This window comes from Nocardioides panacisoli (assembly GCF_019448235.1).
GTDB classification, from domain to species: Bacteria; Actinomycetota; Actinomycetes; order Propionibacteriales; family Nocardioidaceae; genus Nocardioides; species Nocardioides panacisoli_A.
This window is the reverse complement of record NZ_CP080409.1, coordinates 1,026,462-1,041,826: the sequence shown is the minus strand read 5'-3', so window position 1 is coordinate 1,041,826 and position 15,365 is coordinate 1,026,462. Positions and strand designations below refer to the sequence as shown.

Annotated in this window: 14 protein-coding genes; 2 read left to right on the top strand and 12 right to left on the bottom strand. The window is 72.1% G+C overall.

Annotation, left to right across the window (positions count from 1 at the left end):
• Positions 1–3: 3 nt before the first annotated feature.
• Genes KUV85_RS05120 through lnt form a run of 3 tightly spaced genes read right to left on the bottom strand, consistent with a single transcriptional unit; the run spans position 4 to position 2,898 of the window.
• Positions 4–513, bottom strand: a complete 510-nt coding sequence (locus KUV85_RS05120) for an FxsA family protein (RefSeq protein WP_219962141.1) — start codon at positions 511–513, stop codon at positions 4–6.
• Positions 514–542: 29 nt separating this feature from the next.
• Positions 543–1,265 (bottom strand): polyprenol monophosphomannose synthase, encoded by a 723-nt coding sequence (locus tag KUV85_RS05115; protein WP_219962140.1) that lies wholly within the window; start codon positions 1,263–1,265, stop codon positions 543–545.
• Positions 1,266–1,296: 31 nt separating this feature from the next.
• Complete coding sequence (gene lnt / locus KUV85_RS05110; RefSeq protein ID WP_219962139.1) at positions 1,297–2,898, bottom strand: apolipoprotein N-acyltransferase; 1,602 nt, start codon at positions 2,896–2,898, stop codon at positions 1,297–1,299.
• A 436-nt stretch (positions 2,899–3,334) separates the two neighbouring features.
• Between lnt and KUV85_RS05105 the strand changes: the two genes are divergently transcribed.
• Positions 3,335–4,264, top strand: coding sequence for a 5'-3' exonuclease (locus tag KUV85_RS05105; protein WP_219962138.1), 930 nt, complete (start codon positions 3,335–3,337; stop codon positions 4,262–4,264).
• Here the strand turns inward: KUV85_RS05105 and KUV85_RS05100 are convergent, their stop codons facing one another.
• Positions 4,265–6,685 (bottom strand): DEAD/DEAH box helicase, encoded by a 2,421-nt coding sequence (locus tag KUV85_RS05100; RefSeq protein WP_219962137.1) that lies wholly within the window; start codon positions 6,683–6,685, stop codon positions 4,265–4,267.
• Positions 6,682–7,554, bottom strand: a complete 873-nt coding sequence (locus tag KUV85_RS05095) for a diacylglycerol/lipid kinase family protein (protein ID WP_219962136.1) — start codon at positions 7,552–7,554, stop codon at positions 6,682–6,684. The genes KUV85_RS05100 and KUV85_RS05095 overlap by 4 nt, the downstream gene beginning before the upstream one ends.
• Before the next feature lie 33 nt (positions 7,555–7,587).
• Between KUV85_RS05095 and KUV85_RS05090 the strand changes: the two genes are divergently transcribed.
• Positions 7,588–9,390 carry an alkaline phosphatase D family protein gene (locus KUV85_RS05090; protein ID WP_219962135.1) on the top strand — a complete coding sequence of 601 codons (1,803 nt, stop codon included), beginning with the start codon at positions 7,588–7,590 and terminating at the stop codon, positions 9,388–9,390.
• Here KUV85_RS05090 and KUV85_RS05085 read toward each other — a convergent pair.
• The 7 genes from KUV85_RS05085 to pafA all read right to left on the bottom strand — a co-directional run bounded on the left by KUV85_RS05085 (position 9,303) and on the right by pafA (position 15,339).
• On the bottom strand, positions 9,303–9,695 hold the full coding sequence (locus tag KUV85_RS05085) for a hypothetical protein (protein WP_219962134.1): 393 nt from the start codon (positions 9,693–9,695) through the stop codon (positions 9,303–9,305). The genes KUV85_RS05090 and KUV85_RS05085 overlap by 88 nt on opposite strands.
• Positions 9,692–10,537: a twin-arginine translocase subunit TatC gene (gene tatC, locus KUV85_RS05080; protein ID WP_219962133.1), complete on the bottom strand. Its 846-nt coding sequence runs from the start codon at positions 10,535–10,537 to the stop codon at positions 9,692–9,694. Before tatC ends, KUV85_RS05085 begins: the two co-directional genes overlap by 4 nt.
• A gap of 18 nt (positions 10,538–10,555) precedes the next feature.
• Entirely contained in the window at positions 10,556–10,825 is a 270-nt protein-coding gene (gene tatA, locus KUV85_RS05075) for a twin-arginine translocase TatA/TatE family subunit (protein WP_237690205.1), read from the bottom strand.
• Entirely contained in the window at positions 10,822–11,874 is a 1,053-nt protein-coding gene (locus KUV85_RS05070; protein ID WP_219962132.1) for a helix-turn-helix transcriptional regulator, read from the bottom strand. The genes tatA and KUV85_RS05070 overlap by 4 nt, the downstream gene beginning before the upstream one ends.
• Entirely contained in the window at positions 11,871–12,842 is a 972-nt protein-coding gene (locus tag KUV85_RS05065; RefSeq protein ID WP_219962131.1) for a helix-turn-helix transcriptional regulator, read from the bottom strand. The genes KUV85_RS05070 and KUV85_RS05065 overlap by 4 nt, the downstream gene beginning before the upstream one ends.
• A gap of 9 nt (positions 12,843–12,851) precedes the next feature.
• Complete coding sequence (locus KUV85_RS05060; protein ID WP_219962130.1) at positions 12,852–13,850, bottom strand: FKBP-type peptidyl-prolyl cis-trans isomerase; 999 nt, start codon at positions 13,848–13,850, stop codon at positions 12,852–12,854.
• A 127-nt stretch (positions 13,851–13,977) separates the two neighbouring features.
• Positions 13,978–15,339 (bottom strand): Pup--protein ligase, encoded by a 1,362-nt coding sequence (pafA, locus tag KUV85_RS05055; RefSeq protein WP_219962129.1) that lies wholly within the window; start codon positions 15,337–15,339, stop codon positions 13,978–13,980.
• Positions 15,340–15,365 lie beyond the last annotated feature (26 nt).

The following is a 15,365-nucleotide window of genomic DNA, read 5'->3' as shown; positions in this document are numbered from 1 at the left end:
ACCTCACTCCGGGTCGTCGTCGACGACCTCGCCGCGCACGACCGAGTCGTCGCCGCGGTCGGTGGGTCGCGTCGTACGCGGTCCGGCAGCGCCGGGGTACGGCGCCCCGGCGCCGCCCGTGGTCATCACCGTCACGCGCGCCGCGGCGTAGGACGTCAGCGCCCGTCGGAACAGCGGACGGGTGACCGCCAGCACCAGGGCGAAGCCGATCGCGTCGGTCACGAAGCCGGGCGTCAGCAGCAGGGTGCCGCCGATGAGCACCAGGGCGCCGTCGGCGAGCTCGCGGCCCGGGATGCCGCCCCCGCGGAACTTCTCCTGCAGGGCTCGCCAGGCTCGGCCGCCCTCCCGGCGGACCAGCCACGCGCCGATGAGGCTGTCCACGACCAGGATCAGGATGGTCCACCAGGCGCCGATGAGTTGCCCGACCTGGATCACGGCGTAGATCTCGACCAGTGGCATCACGATGAACGCCACGAACAACACCAGGGGCAACGTGCGGCGGGTCCTGCTCACGGCGCCAGCCTACGCGTGCGGCGGTGGGCTCAGTCGCGGCGCAGGCGAGCCCGCAGCTGCTCGCGCCGGTTGCGCAGCCCCCACCGGGTGATCCGCCGCAGCGACTCCAGCGCGACCTCCCCGCTCATCTTGGAGTCGCCGCGCACCCGCTCGACGAACTCGATCGGCACCTCACGCACCGTGAGCCCGGCCCGCAGGCAGCGCTCGACGAGATCGGTCTGGAAGACGTAGCCGGTCGACTGGACCGAGGCGAGGTCGATCTTCTCCAGCGCCGCGCGGCGGTAGACCCGGAACCCGGCCGTGGCGTCCTTGACCGAGATCCCCAACAGGATCCGGACGTAGAGGTTGCCGCCGCGCGAGAGCAGCTCCCGGCGGCGGGGCCAGTTGACGACGCTCCCGCCCGGGATCCAGCGGGACCCGATGACCAGGTCCGCAGCACCGAGGGCGTCGAGCAGCAGGTGGAGCTGCTCGGGCTGGTGGGAGCCGTCGGCGTCCATCTCCCCCACCACGTCGTAGCCGCGGGCGAGGGCCCAGTCGAACCCGGCGAGGTACGCCGCACCGAGACCGCCCTTCGCGGTGCGGTGCACCACGTGCACCCCGGCGTCCTCGGCGGCGAGCCGGTCGGCGAGCTCACCGGTGCCGTCCGGTGAGGAGTCGTCGACGACGAGCACCTCCACGTCGGGGCGGGCGGTCCGCAGCCTCCCGACGATCCAGCCGAGGTTGTCGGCCTCGTTGAAGGTGGGGATCACCATCACGGTCCGCCCGAGATCGAGCGACGGTGTGTCAGGCAACGGGGTCCTCGCTTGGGTCGGCTCCGGTTCCGGCCGGCTCGGCCGACGGAGTGGTTCCATCATGCTCCGTGCGTGGCGAACGGGCCAGTGCGCGACGGTAGGCCAGCGAGCCCAACAGCAGGGAAACGAGCGAGGAAACCGTGAGGAAGCGCAGCGGCCAGGGACCCATCCGTACCGCGGGCGTGAGCGTGGTGGAGAGCCCCACGCGCTCCACCAGCACCTCCTGGGTGCGGTTCTCCGCAGCAGCGAGGATGGTGCCGTCCGCGGCGATGACGCCGGTGCGGCCGTTCGGGGAGGCGACGGCGAGCGCACGGCCGGTCTCGATCGCGCGCAGGCGGGTGATCGCGAACTGCTGCTCGATCTGGTCGGTGAAGATGAAGATCGCGTTGCTGGTCTGCACCGTCAGCAGCTCGGCCCCGTCGCGGACCTGGTCGCGCATCACCTCGTCGTAGGCGATGTCGAAGCAGATGGCGTCGCCGACCGGGATGCCCGCCACGTCCAGCGGCGCGGTGCGGGTGCCGGTCTTCATGTTGCGCTCGATCTCGGAGAGCCGGCCGAAGTTGGGCTCCCAGTACTCCCGGTAGGGGATGTACTCGCCGTAGGCGACCGGGTGCCGCTTGGTGTAGCGGTCCCCCGGTCCCGTGACGGGATCCCACACGATGCCTTGGTTCAGCACGTGGTCCGGCCCGTCGTCGACCAGTCCCCCGACGACGACCGGCCGGTCGATGGTCGCGACCGCGTCGCGGATCTCGGCGGTCACCTCGGTGTCGGCGAACGGGTCCACCGCGGTGGCGTTCTCGGGCCACAGCACGAAGTCCGGATCCGGCACCCGGCCCGCCGCCACGTCCGCGGCGAGCGTGCGCGTGGCGTCGGCGTGGTTGGCGGTCACCTGGCGATGGTCGAGCAGGATGTCGTCGCCCGCCCCCGGCACGTTGCCCTGCACGACCGCGACCGTCGCCTCACCGGACTCGGCCACGGGGTAGGGCCGCACCGAGGGCACCAGCAGCACTGCGAGCACCGCGATCGCGCCGGCCAGCGCCGCCCGCCGACGCAACGGGCCGCCCCGGCCGGGCACCGATCCCGGCAGCCAGGGCTCGACCCACGCGGCGAGCAGGAAGGCGACGAGGGCGAGGAGGAAGGACAGTCCCGTCAGACCGACGTACGCCGCCGCGTCGGCGACCGGGGTGTCGACGGCTGCGAAGGACACCCGGCCCCACGGCATCCCGCTGAAGGGCCACACGCTGCGCAGCACCTCCACGGTCGCCCACAGCGCCGCCAGCCACAGCGGCCATGCCGGGAGCCGGCGCAGCAGCGGGACGCAGGCGCCCACGAGCCCGTAGAAGGCGGCCTCGATCGCGGAGAGCGCCAGCCAGGCGTCGGTGCCGACGGCCTCGCGCATCCACCAGATGTGGCTGAAGTAGAAGCTCACCCCGAACGCGAGGCCCACGACGCCGGCGCGCGGGACCGTGAGCGGCGCCGTGGCCAGGGCGAACCCGAGGAGCCCCACCAGCGCCAGGGGCGCCCAGCCCCAGGGCTCGAACGCTCCGGTCAGCGCGAATCCCGCAGCGACGGCGAGCGGGAGACGGAGCAGCACGGGCCCAGCCTAGGGGGCGGCTCGAGCGCTCCGGTCGGCGCGGCCACGGAAGAACCCCGGCCGCCTTCGTGCCGCCCGGCACCACGGTGGCGGCGTGGGGACGAGCGTTGTCTAGGGGGACCGGGGTCCTTCCGTGTCGCTCTCACGGGCCGACTCGAGTCCTGCGCCCCGTGCCGGGAGGAGGTGGTGTGGCTCCCCCAGCCACCGGACGCCCAGACGCCGCGTCGGGAGCCGCGACCTGCGTGAGCGATGCCCGTACTGTGCTGAGGTCCGCTGTTGCCTGTCAACCACGCGATGACCTGCGACGATGCGCAAACCAGCAGGTCAGCGACCGGTCGGACGGCGAGAAAAAGTCCGCGAAAATCGTCTGTTGTCGGCGTGTCGGGCGCGACGCGCCGGGCCGGGGCACCTCGGGCGAGCGCCTACGATGCAGGTGATGAACGACTCCGCGAGCAGGCTGATGCTCCTCGACACCGCGTCGCTGTACTTCCGGGCCTTCTTCGGGGCCCCCGAGCACCTCGCTCCCGACGGCACGAACGTCAACGCGGTGCGCGGGCTGCTGGGCTACCTCACCCGGCTGGTCGAGGAGTACCAGCCGACCCACCTGGTCTGCTGCTGGGACGAGGACTGGCGCCCCCAGTGGCGGGTGGACCTGATCCCGACCTACAAGGCCCACCGCGTGGTCGAGGAGGTGCCCACCGGCACCGACGTGGAGGAGGTCCCCGACCCGCTGGAGGCGCAGGTGCCCATCATTCGCGACGTGCTGGCGGCGTACGGGATCGCCGTCGTTGGTGCGCCGGGCTACGAGGCCGACGACGTCATCGGCACCCTGGCCACCGGCGCGGGCATGCCGGTGGACGTGGTCACCGGAGACCGCGACCTCTTCCAGCTCGTCGACGACGCGGCCGGCGTGCGCATCCTCTACGTCGGCAAGGGCGTGGGACGCCACGAGCGCGTCGACGAGGCGTGGGTGGAGGGCAAGTACGCCGTCCGCGCCGACCAGTACGCCGACTTCGCCACGCTGCGCGGCGACGCCTCCGACGGCCTGCCCGGCGTGAAGGGCGTGGGCGAGAAGACCGCGGCCACGCTGCTGCAGCGCTTCGGCGACGTCGAAGGGGTCCGCGCCGCGGCCGCCGATCCCGACAGCGACCTCGCGCCGGGGCCGCGCAGCAAGATCGCCGCGGCCGGGGACTACCTCGCCGTCGCCCCGCGGGTCGTCGCCGTCGCGCGCGACCTGGACCTGCCCCGGTCCGGGGCGGAGCTGCCCCGGGAGCCGGTGGACCCCGACCGGTTGGCCGCCCTGACCGAGCAGTGGAGCCTGGCCTCCCCGACCGAGCGGCTCACCGCGCAGCTGGCCGCCCGCTGATCACTCCGCGGCGACGATGCCGCGACGGATCAGGTCGACCCCCTCGCGGGCGGTACGCCGCACCGGGCTGTCGCCGGCCGCGTCGGCGACCTGGCCGGTGAAGTCCACCAACTGCTTCATCTGGCGCACGAAGTCGCCCGCGGTGAAGCGACCGCGCTGCAGCAACTCGTCCACGGGGTCCCCCTCCGCCCAGCGGTAGGCGGTCCAGGCGAACCCGGCGTCCAGCGGGCGCAGGAAGTCCAGGCGGTGGTCCTTCTCGACGCGGTGCAGCTCCTCGGAGAGTCGAGCCATCTCCGCGATGCGGTCCGCGACCGCACCCCGCGGGAGGCGGGGCTCGGCGTCGTCGGGGCGTCGGGCCTCGAAGACCAGCACCGACAGCACCGAGACCAGCTCCGAGGGCGTCAGGTCGTCCCAGAGCCCGGTGCGCAACGCCTCGGCGGCGACCAGGTCCAGCTCGGAGTAGATCCGGGCGAGCGGGCGACCCAGCTCGGTCACCGTGTCGCCGTCGAGGTAGCCGAGCACGGTCAGCACCTCGCACACGCGGTCGAACTGGCGTGCGACGGTGTTGGTACGCCGTTCGATGCGACGGGCGAGGGTGCGGGTGTCCTTGTCGAGCCGGAACCACCGCTCGGCCCACCGTGCGTGGTCCTCGCGGTCCTCGCACTCGTGGCAGGGGTGGGCCTTCATCGTCCGGCGCAGCTTGGCGATGCGCACCGTCTGGGCCTTCTCGGCCTCCTTGCGCTTGCGGTCCTGGTGCTTGCCACCGGAGCGCGCCCGCTTGCCCGCCTTCTCCAGGTCGTTGATCTCGCGCCGCAGACCGGCGTACTCCATGAAGTCGCCCAAGTGGCACTCCGCGGCCTCGGCGTAGCCCGCCAGGGCGTCCTCGGCCCTGCGCAGGCGGCGTGCCAGCCCCACGACCGCGCGGTCGGCCTGGAACTGCGCGAAGGACTGCTCCAGCAGCTCGCGGGAGCGGTGACGGCCGTAGGAGTGCACCAGGTTGACCGCCATGTTGTAAGAGGGCCGGAAGGAGGACCGGAGCGGATAGGTGCGCGTGGAGGCCATGCCGGCGACCTCCTTCGGGTTCATCCCCGGCTGCCAGAGCACGACGGCGTGTCCCTCGGTGTCGAGGCCACGGCGTCCGGCACGGCCGGTGAGCTGGGTGTACTCCCCCGGCGTGATGTCGGCGTGGTTCTCGCCGTTCCACTTCGAGAGCTTCTCCAGGACCACGGTGCGGGCGGGCATGTTGATGCCCAGCGCGAGCGTCTCGGTCGCGAACACCACCTTGACCAGCCCACGGAGGTAGAGCTCCTCGACGCACTTCTTGAAGGCCGGCAGCATGCCCGCGTGGTGGGCCGCGACGCCCCGGCTCACCGCGTCGAGGAAGTCGGTGTAGCCCAGCACCTCCAGGTCGGCGCCCGGGAGCCTGCCGAGCGTCCCCTCGACGTGGTCGATCGCCTCGTCGCGCTCCTCGGGGGTGGTCAGCCGCAGGTTGGCGTCCAGGCACTGCTGCACGGCGCCGTCGCAGCCGGCGCGGGAGAAGATGAAGACCAGCGCCGGCAGCAGCCGGTGTCGTTCGAGCTGGTCGATGACGTCGATCCGTCCGGGGATCCACACCCGACGCCCGTTGCCGACGTTGCGCCGGTTGCCCGGGCCGCCCCGGCCGCGCTTGCCCTTCGGGGCGCGTCGGTCGCGCATCCGGCTGGCCGCCCAGTCGTCGCGGGCGATGCGCAGCAGCTCGTCGTTGACCGGCGCGTCCTCGCGCACGAAGCCGGCCGCGGCGTCGACGTCGGAGGAGGCGAACAGGTCCAGCAGCTTGCGGCCCACCATGACGTGCTGGAAGAGCGGCACGGGCCGCTTCTCGGCCACGATGGTCGCGGTGTCGCCGCGCACCTCGGCCAGCCATTCGCCGAACTCCTCGGCGTTGGACACCGTCGCTGACAGCGAGACCAGTGCCACCGACTCCGGGAGGTGGATGATGACCTCCTCCCACACCGCGCCGCGGGAGCGGTCGGCGAGGTAGTGGACCTCGTCCATCACCACGTAGCCGAGGTCGAGCAGCGTGCGCGACCCGGCGTAGAGCATGTTGCGCAGCACCTCGGTGGTCATCACCACGACGGGCGCCTCGCCGTTGATCGTGGTGTCGCCGGTGAGGAGGCCGACCTCGGCCTCGCCGTGAACCGCGACCAGGTCGGCGTACTTCTGGTTCGACAGCGCCTTGATGGGCGTGGTGTAGAAGCACTTGCGACCGGCGCGGCGTGCGAGATGGACGGCGAACTCCCCCACCACCGTCTTGCCGGCGCCCGTGGGCGCGGCCACCAGGACGCCCCGGCCGTCCTCGAGCTCACGGCAGCCCTGGAGCTGGTAGTCGTCGAGCGGGAAGTCGTAGGTCGCGGCGAACTCGTCGAGGACCGGATGGGTCATGCCAGCACCTGTACTGCGTCGGGAACGGAGTGGACGGTCAGTGGGAGCGGCCCCCACCGCTCCCCGTCGGCGTAGCCGACGACGCCGGGCGCGGCGACGGTCACCGTGCGTCCGCGGATCCGGCGGAACGCGGGATGGTGGACGTGGCCACCGGAGAACAGCTGCGGGTAGGTGCGCAGCAGGTCGGGACGGCTCACCGGGCCCATCACGACCACGTCGAGCAGGCCGTCGTCGATGACCGCGCCGTGGGCGATGCGCAGCCCGCCGCCGTACGACGGCCCGTTGCCGACCGCGACCAGCACCGCGTCGAGCCTGCTCACCTCGCCGTCGACGTCGATGAGGTAGGAGCGGGGACGGAAGGTCCGCAGCTCGGCGAGCGTGGCGAGGTTGTAGCGCATCTGGCCCCGCGGCCACGGCATCGCGTTGGCGCGCTCGTTGACGACGGCGTCGAACCCGGCCGCGAGCACCGTGGCGAAGTAGCGGTCCCCGCAGCGCGCGAGGTCCATCGGCCGCGGGCGCCAGGCCAGCAGGCGTTGCACCGCCGCGGGAGTGTCGTCGCGGGGCAACCCCAGGTAGCGGGCGACGTCGTTGCCGGTGCCGGCGGGCAGCAGGCCGAGGGGGACGTCGGTGCCCGCGACCGCCTGGAGGCCGATGTTGACCAGTCCGTCACCGCCGCAGACCACGAGGGCGTCGGCTCCCCGCGCGAGGGCGTCGCGGGCGAGGTCGCCCGCCTCGTCGGCGTCACGACCCTGCAGCTCGCGGGTGCGCCACCCGGCGCCGTGCAGTCGCGGCAGCGCGGCATCACGCACCCGCGCGGCGCGGCCACGGCCGGCGGCGGGATTGGTCAGCACAGCGATCTCACGACGCACGATCGCCCACCCTACGCGTGCCAGACTGTGGTCGTGTCCCCGCTCGTGCTCGGTCCGCTGGTGCGCTGTGTCGAGGCCACGTCGGCGGCCGTGTGGGTCGAGACCGCGGCCGCTGCACGGGTCGAGGTGCGCGCCGGCGACGCGACCGGCGAGGCCGCCACGTTCGCCGTGCACGGGCACCACTACGCGCTGGTGGTCGTCGACGGGCTGCCGATCGGCGCCGCCACGGCCTACGAGGTGCTGGTGGACGGCGTTCCCGTGTGGCCGGAGCCGGGCTCCCCCTTCCCACCCCCGGTCCTCACCACGATCGACGAGACCGAGCCGCTGCGGCTCGCCTTCGGGTCCTGCCGCACCAGCGTCCCCCACGACGCCGCGGGCAACGGCAGCCACGGTGTCGACGCACTGCGCGCCTACGCCATGCGCATGGCGGACCTCGTCCCGGCCGAGGCGGACCCCGACGGCGGCGCGCCGCGCTGGCCGGACCTGCTGCTCTTCCTCGGTGACCAGGTCTACGCCGACGAGACGACCGCCGAGATGCGGTCGTTCATCACCGCTCGGCGCGACATCGACGAGCCGCCGTGGGACGAGTTGCGCGACTACGAGGAGTACGCCGAGCTCTACCGGCTCGCCTGGTCCGACCCGGCGATCCGGTGGCTGCTCTCCACGCTCCCCACTGCGATGATCTTCGACGACCACGACATCCGCGACGACTGGAACACCTCGCTCACGTGGCGACGGGCGATGGAGGCGACGTCGTGGTGGCACGACCGGATCGTGGCCGGGCTGGCGTCGTACTGGGTCCACCAGCACCTGGGGAACCTCACCGCGACCGAGCGTGCCCTGGACCCGCTGTGGCGGCGCGTGCTGGACCACGAGGGTCCCGAGGAGCTGGATCTCAGCGAGGCGATCGACGCCTTCGCCGACCGTGCCGACCAGGACCCGACGTCGTACCGCTGGAGCTTCGTGCGTGACTTCGGCAACCAGGCACGACTCGTGGTCGTCGACTCCCGCGCGGCGCGCGTGCTGGAGCCCGGTCGCCGCTCGATCATCGACGACGAGGAGATGGCGTGGCTGGACGAGCAGGTCCGCGGCGGCTTCGACCACCTCCTGCTCGGGACCTCGTTGCCGTTCCTCCTCGCCAGCGGGTTGCACCACCTCGAGGCGTTCAACGAAGCACTCGCGGCCGGTGCCTGGGGGGACCGCGCCGCCCGGTTCGGCGAGCGCCTGCGACAGGGCGTCGACCTCGAGCACTGGGCCGCCTTCCAGGCCGGCTTCGCCGAGGTCAGCCGAATGGTCGTGGAGACCGCCAGCGGCCGCCGGGGGCCCGCCCCTGCCACGGTCACGTTCCTGTCCGGGGACGTGCACCACAGCTACGTCTCCGAGGCGCAGCACAGCCGCGCGCGTCGCCGGGCAGGCGCGCCGCCCCTGCAGAGCCGCATCGTGCAGGCGGTCTGCTCCCCCATCCGCAACCCACTCCCGCGCCCCGTGCGCTTCGCCACCGCGTTCCTGTCCTACGGCGTCGCGGGCGTGCTCGGTCGCGGCGTCGCGCTGCTGGCCCGGGCTCCCCGCCCGATCCTGCGGTGGAGCTACGTCCGCGGACCGTGGTACGACAACAACCTCGCGACCCTGGAGGTGCACGACCGCGACCTCCGCATGTGGTGGGCCCGCGGGGTCGTGGACGGCGACGACCACGCACGGCCACGCCTGGAGCAGGTGGCCGACTTCTCCCTCGACGCGCCCGAACGGTCTCAGCGACGCAGGAAGAGGCGCGCGGCGAACCGCTCGGGTGAGGCGCCCAGCGCCTTCGCCAGGCGCCGCAGCATCTCCAGCACCTGATCCACGCTCGGCTCGGTTCCGGGAGCGGCGACGGTCAGCCGCCCGTCGCGGCTGGCCAGCAGCACCTCGTCACGTGACCACGCCCGGTGGACCTCCACCCGGACGGACTCGGCAACCACCGGCACCGGGTGGGCGAGGTCCGCCGCGAGCAGGTCGCAGGGCAGCTGCTCGCCGGAGTCCTCGCTGGTCAGCGCGCCGAGGACCAGGCCTCCCGCCAGCCCCTCGTCCGGGCTCCAGGTGACCCGCTCCACCCCCAGCCACTCGGGCAGGTCGAACGGGTCGACCTCGCTCCACGCCGCGCTCACAGCGGGGAGGCCTCGTCCGGGGACAGTCCGGCGTAGGGGTCGTTGCGCGCGCGACGCTTGTCGTTCCAGCGTGCGACGATCTCGGAGATGCCGAACAGGACGAGCATCGGGACGGCCATGAAGGTCATGGTGAACGGGTCGCCGGACGGGGTGATCACGGCCGCGAAGACAAAGACGCCGATGATGATCCACGGACGGTGGGCGCCGATCGAGGCGCCCCGCAGGACGCCGGCGAAGTTGAGCATCACCACGAACAGCGGGATCTCGAAGGCGATGCCGAACGCCAGTAGGGTGCGGCTGAAGAAGGTCAGGTAGTCGTTGTACTCGACGAGGTTGGTCACGCCCTCGGGGTTGAACCCGATGAGGATCTCCAGTCCCTTGGGCAGGGTGATGTAGCCCAGCACGATGCCGACCATGAACAGCGGTCCGGCGATGGTGGTGAAGATACGGCTCCACCGGCGTTCGTTGGGGTGCAGGCCGGGGAGGATGAACGCCCAGATCTGGTAGAGCCAGAACGGGCTCGACGCGATCAGCGCTGCCAGCCCGCACAGTTTGAAGTAGAGCAGGAAGCCGCCGCCCGGTCCACCGGTCGTCGGGATGGTCTCGGCGCCCTGCTTGGCCTCGAGCACGTCGCGCGCGGTCTGGTACGGGCGGTCGACGATGCCGTAGATCTGGTCGAAGAGGAACAGCGCCACCACGAAGAGCAGCGCCATGAGCGCTGCGCTCTTCAGCAGACGGGCGCGCAGCTCACGCAGGTGGTCCGACAGCGCCATCTTGCCATCGGCGCCGATGGGGTGGTGCGGCTTGACGGAGAAGAGCGAGAGCAGGGCGGAACGGGCCACGGGGGTCGGGTGGACCGATCAGCGACCGTTGCCGTCGGCCTGCGACGGGTTGGACTCCGAGGAGGTGTCGGTCCCGGACGCGTCCGTCGACTGCGAGGGCGGGAGCTCGTCCCGCTTGTCGGAGTCGTCGTCGGTGAGGCCCTTGGTCTCGGCCTTGAAGATGCGGAGTGCCTGACCGGTGCCGCGCGCGAGCTCGGGCAGCTTGCGTGCGCCGAACAGCAACACGAGCACCAGCACGATGACGATGAGTTCCCAACCGCCGGGCATCGTGATGAGCGGTGTGATCATGATCCATCCTCGGGTCGTTGCTGCACGGGCACCATCGAGTCTACGCGTTCGTCGTAGAGGGCACGGGCTGCCCGTGCCGCGGAGAGGAACGAGTCGGTGAACTCTCGGGGGCGCACCACCGCCGCATGGGGCGCGAGCCGCAGGAGGAGCCGCGTGAGCCACCGCGGGTCGGCGACCACCAGATCCACCTCGGCGCCACCGTCCGGGAGGGGACGGAGGGCGGTCACGTCGTAGTAGTCGGTCATCCACAGCGCGGGCGGCGCCAGGTGCACCGTCACCGTCCGGGCCGTGGTCGCATCGCCCACCAGGGGACCTGTACTGAGGTCGCGGGGGGCGGCGGGCTCGGTCTCGACCGCGGCGTCGAGCACCTCCACCTCGGTGATCCGGTCGAGCCGGAACAGGCGTGGTCCGCCGGCCCGGTGGCACCACGCGTCGAGGTAGGCGTGCGCACCCTCGCGCACCACGCCGCGGGGGTCGACGCGCCGATCGGACACCTCGTCGCGGCTCGGGACGTGGTAGCGGAGCCGCACCTGGCGCGCGTCGTACGCCGCCTGCTCCAGGCGTGCGGCCAGCTCGGAGCGATCGGGCCCGGGGGCCTCCCCCGGCGTCACCGCGACCCGGTCGGCGGCGGCACCGACGTCGGCCGCGCCCTGCAGCTTCTCCACGACCCCGTCGACCAGCGCAGCCGTCTGCGGCGACGCCGACTCACGCAACAGGCGCAGCGAGAGGATGATCGCCGACGCCTCCACCGGGGTGAGGCGCAGCGGCCGGTCCAAGTAGTCGGCATTGGACACCCGGATGACCCCGTCGGCGCGCGGCTCCGCCCCGTCGGTCTCGATCGCGTCGAGGTCGACGTCGATCAGGTCGTCGGGCATCCCGCCCGGCAGGCCGCACAGGAAGAGCACCTTGAGGTCGTTGAGGACCTGCTGCGGCGTGGCGTCCAGCAACGCCGCGGCGTCGGCCAGTCGCACCTGGTCGTGGTGGTGGAGGAACGGCACCAGGGTCAGCAGCCGTGAGACCTGGGCCTGGGCCCCCGACGCGGCGCTCATGCCGGGCTCCCGGCCAGCGTCGCGTCCAGCCGGGCGACGATCCGCTCACGCAGTTCGACGGGCTCGACCAGCAGGACGTCCGCGCCGTGGGCGAGCACGTCCTCCACCAGGCCGTCGATCGGCTGGTCCAGCTCCACGCGGTCCCATCCGCTGGCCGCGTCGGGACCGGGCACGTCCTCGACCACGCGAGCCCCACGCCGGAGTACGTGGCCGGCCCCCTGCCGGACGAGCAGCACGGCGCGTTCGGCGACCGGCCGCGGGGCCATCCGGCGCGCGACCTCGCCGACGTCGACGTCCTCGGGGATGTCGTAGCTGCCGGGACGGCGGACCTTCACCACGTTCCCGTGGACCCGGGAGAGCCGGAACAAGCGCTCGGCGCCGCGATCGGTGTCGTGCCCGACGACGTACCAGCGGCCGCGGTAGCGCAGGACGCCCCACGGCTGCAGGTGCCGTCGCCGGACGGTCGTCTCACCCGAGCGCTGGTAGTCGAACTCGACCGGCTGGCGCTCGCACAGCGCCTCCCAGCAGGTCGCGAACAGCGACTCCTCGGCGCTGCCCGACGGCGTGGCCATGTCCAGCGCGCCGAGGTCGACCTCCACCCCGGCGGCGGTGAGCTTGCGGACCGCCGCCGACGTCGCCTGGGTCATGCCCGCGTTGTGCCACGTGCGGGTCGCCAGCCCGACCACGGCGGCCTCCTCCGCCGTCAGGGAGACCTCCGGCAGCGCGAACTCACCGGGTGGGATGCGGTAGCCGACCTCGTCGTCGAAGTACGCATCCAGTGGAGCCGTCTCGATCGGTACGCCGAGCGCGCGCAACTCCTCCTTGTCGCGCTCGAACATCTTCTCGAAGGCCTCGGCCCCCGAGCCCGGGTAGAGGTGCTCCCGGATGCGGTGCTTGCCCAGCGGGCGCCGCTGCACCAACAGCATGATGAGCAGCTTCATCAGCCGCTCGCTCTTGGGCACGGCCATCGCTGGGCCTCAGGCAGCGCCGAGGATGTCGACGAGGAAGTAGATGGTGTCGGTGCCGCCGATGCCGGCCTGCTGGTTGCCCTGGTCGCCGTAGCCCAGGCGCGGCGGGATCTGCAGGATGACCCGGCTGCCCACGGTGGTGCCCTCCAGGCCCTGGCTCCAGCCGGGGATCACGCCGGTCGAGGCGCCCGTGACATCCTCCCCGATGGCGGCGTCGAGCGCGCCGTCGCCGGAGAAGTTCTCGTCGAAGGGCTGACCGGCGCCGAACACCTGGCCGACGTACTTCACGGTGACGAAGTCGCCGGCGGCGACCTCCTCGCCGTCACCCTCGACGAGCGTCGCGGTGCGCAGGTCGTCCTTCGGGGCCGGCTTCTCGAGCCCGGAGAAGTTCAGGGCGCTCGGCGTGCCCTTCTTCGAGACCACCTCCGGTGCCCAGGCCGGCGCCTCTTGGTCGGTCCCCTGCGGGCCGTCGAGGGCCTTGCCGGCGATGTCGAAGATCATCACGAGGCCGTCCTCGTTGCCGACGCCGAACTCACCGAGGCCGTTGGCGAAGTCACCGAAGGCATCGGCGGCGTTGACGGTGAGCTGCTTGCGGGTGCCGACCTTGTCGCCGGCCGTGATCTCGGCAGCGACCGGCTGCAGCAGGAGGTCGACGGCCTGCTGGGGTTCGGCCTCCTCCCCCACGACGAGCGAGGCGCCGGCCTCCTCGGCACCGAAGGTGTCGAGGTTGGTGCGTTGCGTGAAGCCGTTGCTCAGCAGCACGTTGACCAGGACCCGGTCGCCCTCGGCGACCTCCGCCCCGTCGCCCTCACGCAGCACCGAGACGTCCTTCTCCTCCACGTCCATCACCGAGTCGAACTCGACGGCGGGTGCGTCACCCTCGGCGTCGGTCACCTCGAAGGCGTCGGTCCCCATCGCGGTGTCCCGCTCGGTGTCGCCGCAGGCGGCCAACGGGAGGAGCAGCAGGGGGACGAGCAGCGCCGCGGAGCGGCGGAGACGGAGAGACACGGATCAGTCCTTCGGTCGTGATTCGGCACGGATGAGGTTACAAGCCGGCGGCAACGCCCGCAGGGGCGCCTCCACAGTGTCCCGGACCGGTGGACCCCGGGCGGGAGCCGCGCGGTCGCGGATCGGCTCACATGCCGTCGATGAGCCGTTGGACCCGCTCGTCGTGGTAGCGGAACGGGTCCTTGCAGAGCACCGTGCGCTGGGCCTGGTCGTTGAGCTTGAGGTGGACCCAGTCGACGGTGAAGTCGCGCCGCCGCTCCTGGGCACGGCGGATGAAGTCGCCGCGGAGCTTGGCGCGGGTCTCCTGCGGTGGCACCGACTTGGCCTCGAACGTGCGCAGGTCGGTCGTGACGCGGTCCACCGCGCCCCGGTGCTCGAGCAGGTAGTACAGACCACGGTCGCGCCGGATGTCGTGGTAGGCGAGGTCGAGCTGGGCGACCCGCGGGTGCCCCAGCGGCAACCCGTGCTTGGCGCGGTAGCGGTCGATGAGCTTCCACTTGATGACCCAGTCGATCTCGCGCTCGACCAGGCCGAGGTCGTCGGACTCGACGGCCTTGAGTCCGCGCTCCCACAGGTCGAGCACCTGCTCGATGACCGGGGTACCGATCTCGCGGCGGTCGACGAAGTCGCGTGCCTTGGAGAGGTACTCCTTCTGGATCTCCAGGGCGCTGGCCTCGCGGCCGTTGGCCAGCCGGACCTTGCGGGTGCCGGTGACGTCGTGGGAGATCTCGCGGATCGCACGGATCGGGTTCTCCAGGGAGAGGTCCCGCATGACCACGCCCTCCTCGATCATGCGCAGCACCAGGTCGCAGGACGCGACCTTGAGCAGCGTGGTCGTCTCGCTCATGTTCGAGTCCCCGACGATCACGTGCAGGCGGCGGTACTTCTCCGCGTCGGCGTGCGGCTCGTCGCGGGTGTTGATGATGGGCCGGCTGCGGGTGGTCGCGCTCGAGACGCCCTCCCAGATGTGCTCGGCGCGCTGGCTGACCGAGTACGACGTGCCCCGCGGCGTCTGCACCACCTTGCCGGCGCCGACCACGATCTGGCGGGTGACCAGGAACGGGATGAGCACGTCCGCCAGCCGGCTGAACTCCCCGGCGCGGCCGACCAGGTAGTTCTCGTGGCAGCCGTAGGAGTTGCCGGCGGAGTCGGTGTTGTTCTTGAACAGGTAGATCTCGCCGGCGATGCCCTCGTCGTGCAGGCGCTCCTCGGCGTCGACCAGCAGTCCCTCCAGGATCCGCTCCCCCGCGCGGTCGTGGGTGACCAGGTCGACCACGTCGTCGCACTCGGGAGTGGCGTACTCCGGATGACTGCCGACGTCGAGGTAGAGCCGGGCGCCGTTGCGCAGGAAGACGTTGCTCGAGCGCCCCCAGCTCACGACCTTGCGGAACAGGTAGCGGGCGACCTCGTCGGGGCTGAGCCGCCGCTGGCCCTTGAACGTGCACGTGACGCCGTACTCGTTCTCGATCCCGAAGATCCGGCGGTCCATGCAGCGAGCCTAGGGCATGGGGCCTG

Coding starts and splice junctions, on each gene's coding strand:
- KUV85_RS05115 (WP_219962140.1), bottom strand. CDS start 1,265: ATGGTGATCCCCACCTTCAACGAGGCCGACAACCTCGGCTGGATCGTC.
- KUV85_RS05105 (WP_219962138.1), top strand. CDS start 3,335: ATGAACGACTCCGCGAGCAGGCTGATGCTCCTCGACACCGCGTCGCTG.
- KUV85_RS05100 (WP_219962137.1), bottom strand. CDS start 6,685: ATGACCCATCCGGTCCTCGACGAGTTCGCCGCGACCTACGACTTCCCG.
- tatA (WP_237690205.1), bottom strand. CDS start 10,825: ATGATCACACCGCTCATCACGATGCCCGGCGGTTGGGAACTCATCGTC.
- KUV85_RS05070 (WP_219962132.1), bottom strand. CDS start 11,874: ATGAGCGCCGCGTCGGGGGCCCAGGCCCAGGTCTCACGGCTGCTGACC.
- KUV85_RS05065 (WP_219962131.1), bottom strand. CDS start 12,842: ATGGCCGTGCCCAAGAGCGAGCGGCTGATGAAGCTGCTCATCATGCTG.
- pafA (WP_219962129.1), bottom strand. CDS start 15,339: ATGGACCGCCGGATCTTCGGGATCGAGAACGAGTACGGCGTCACGTGC.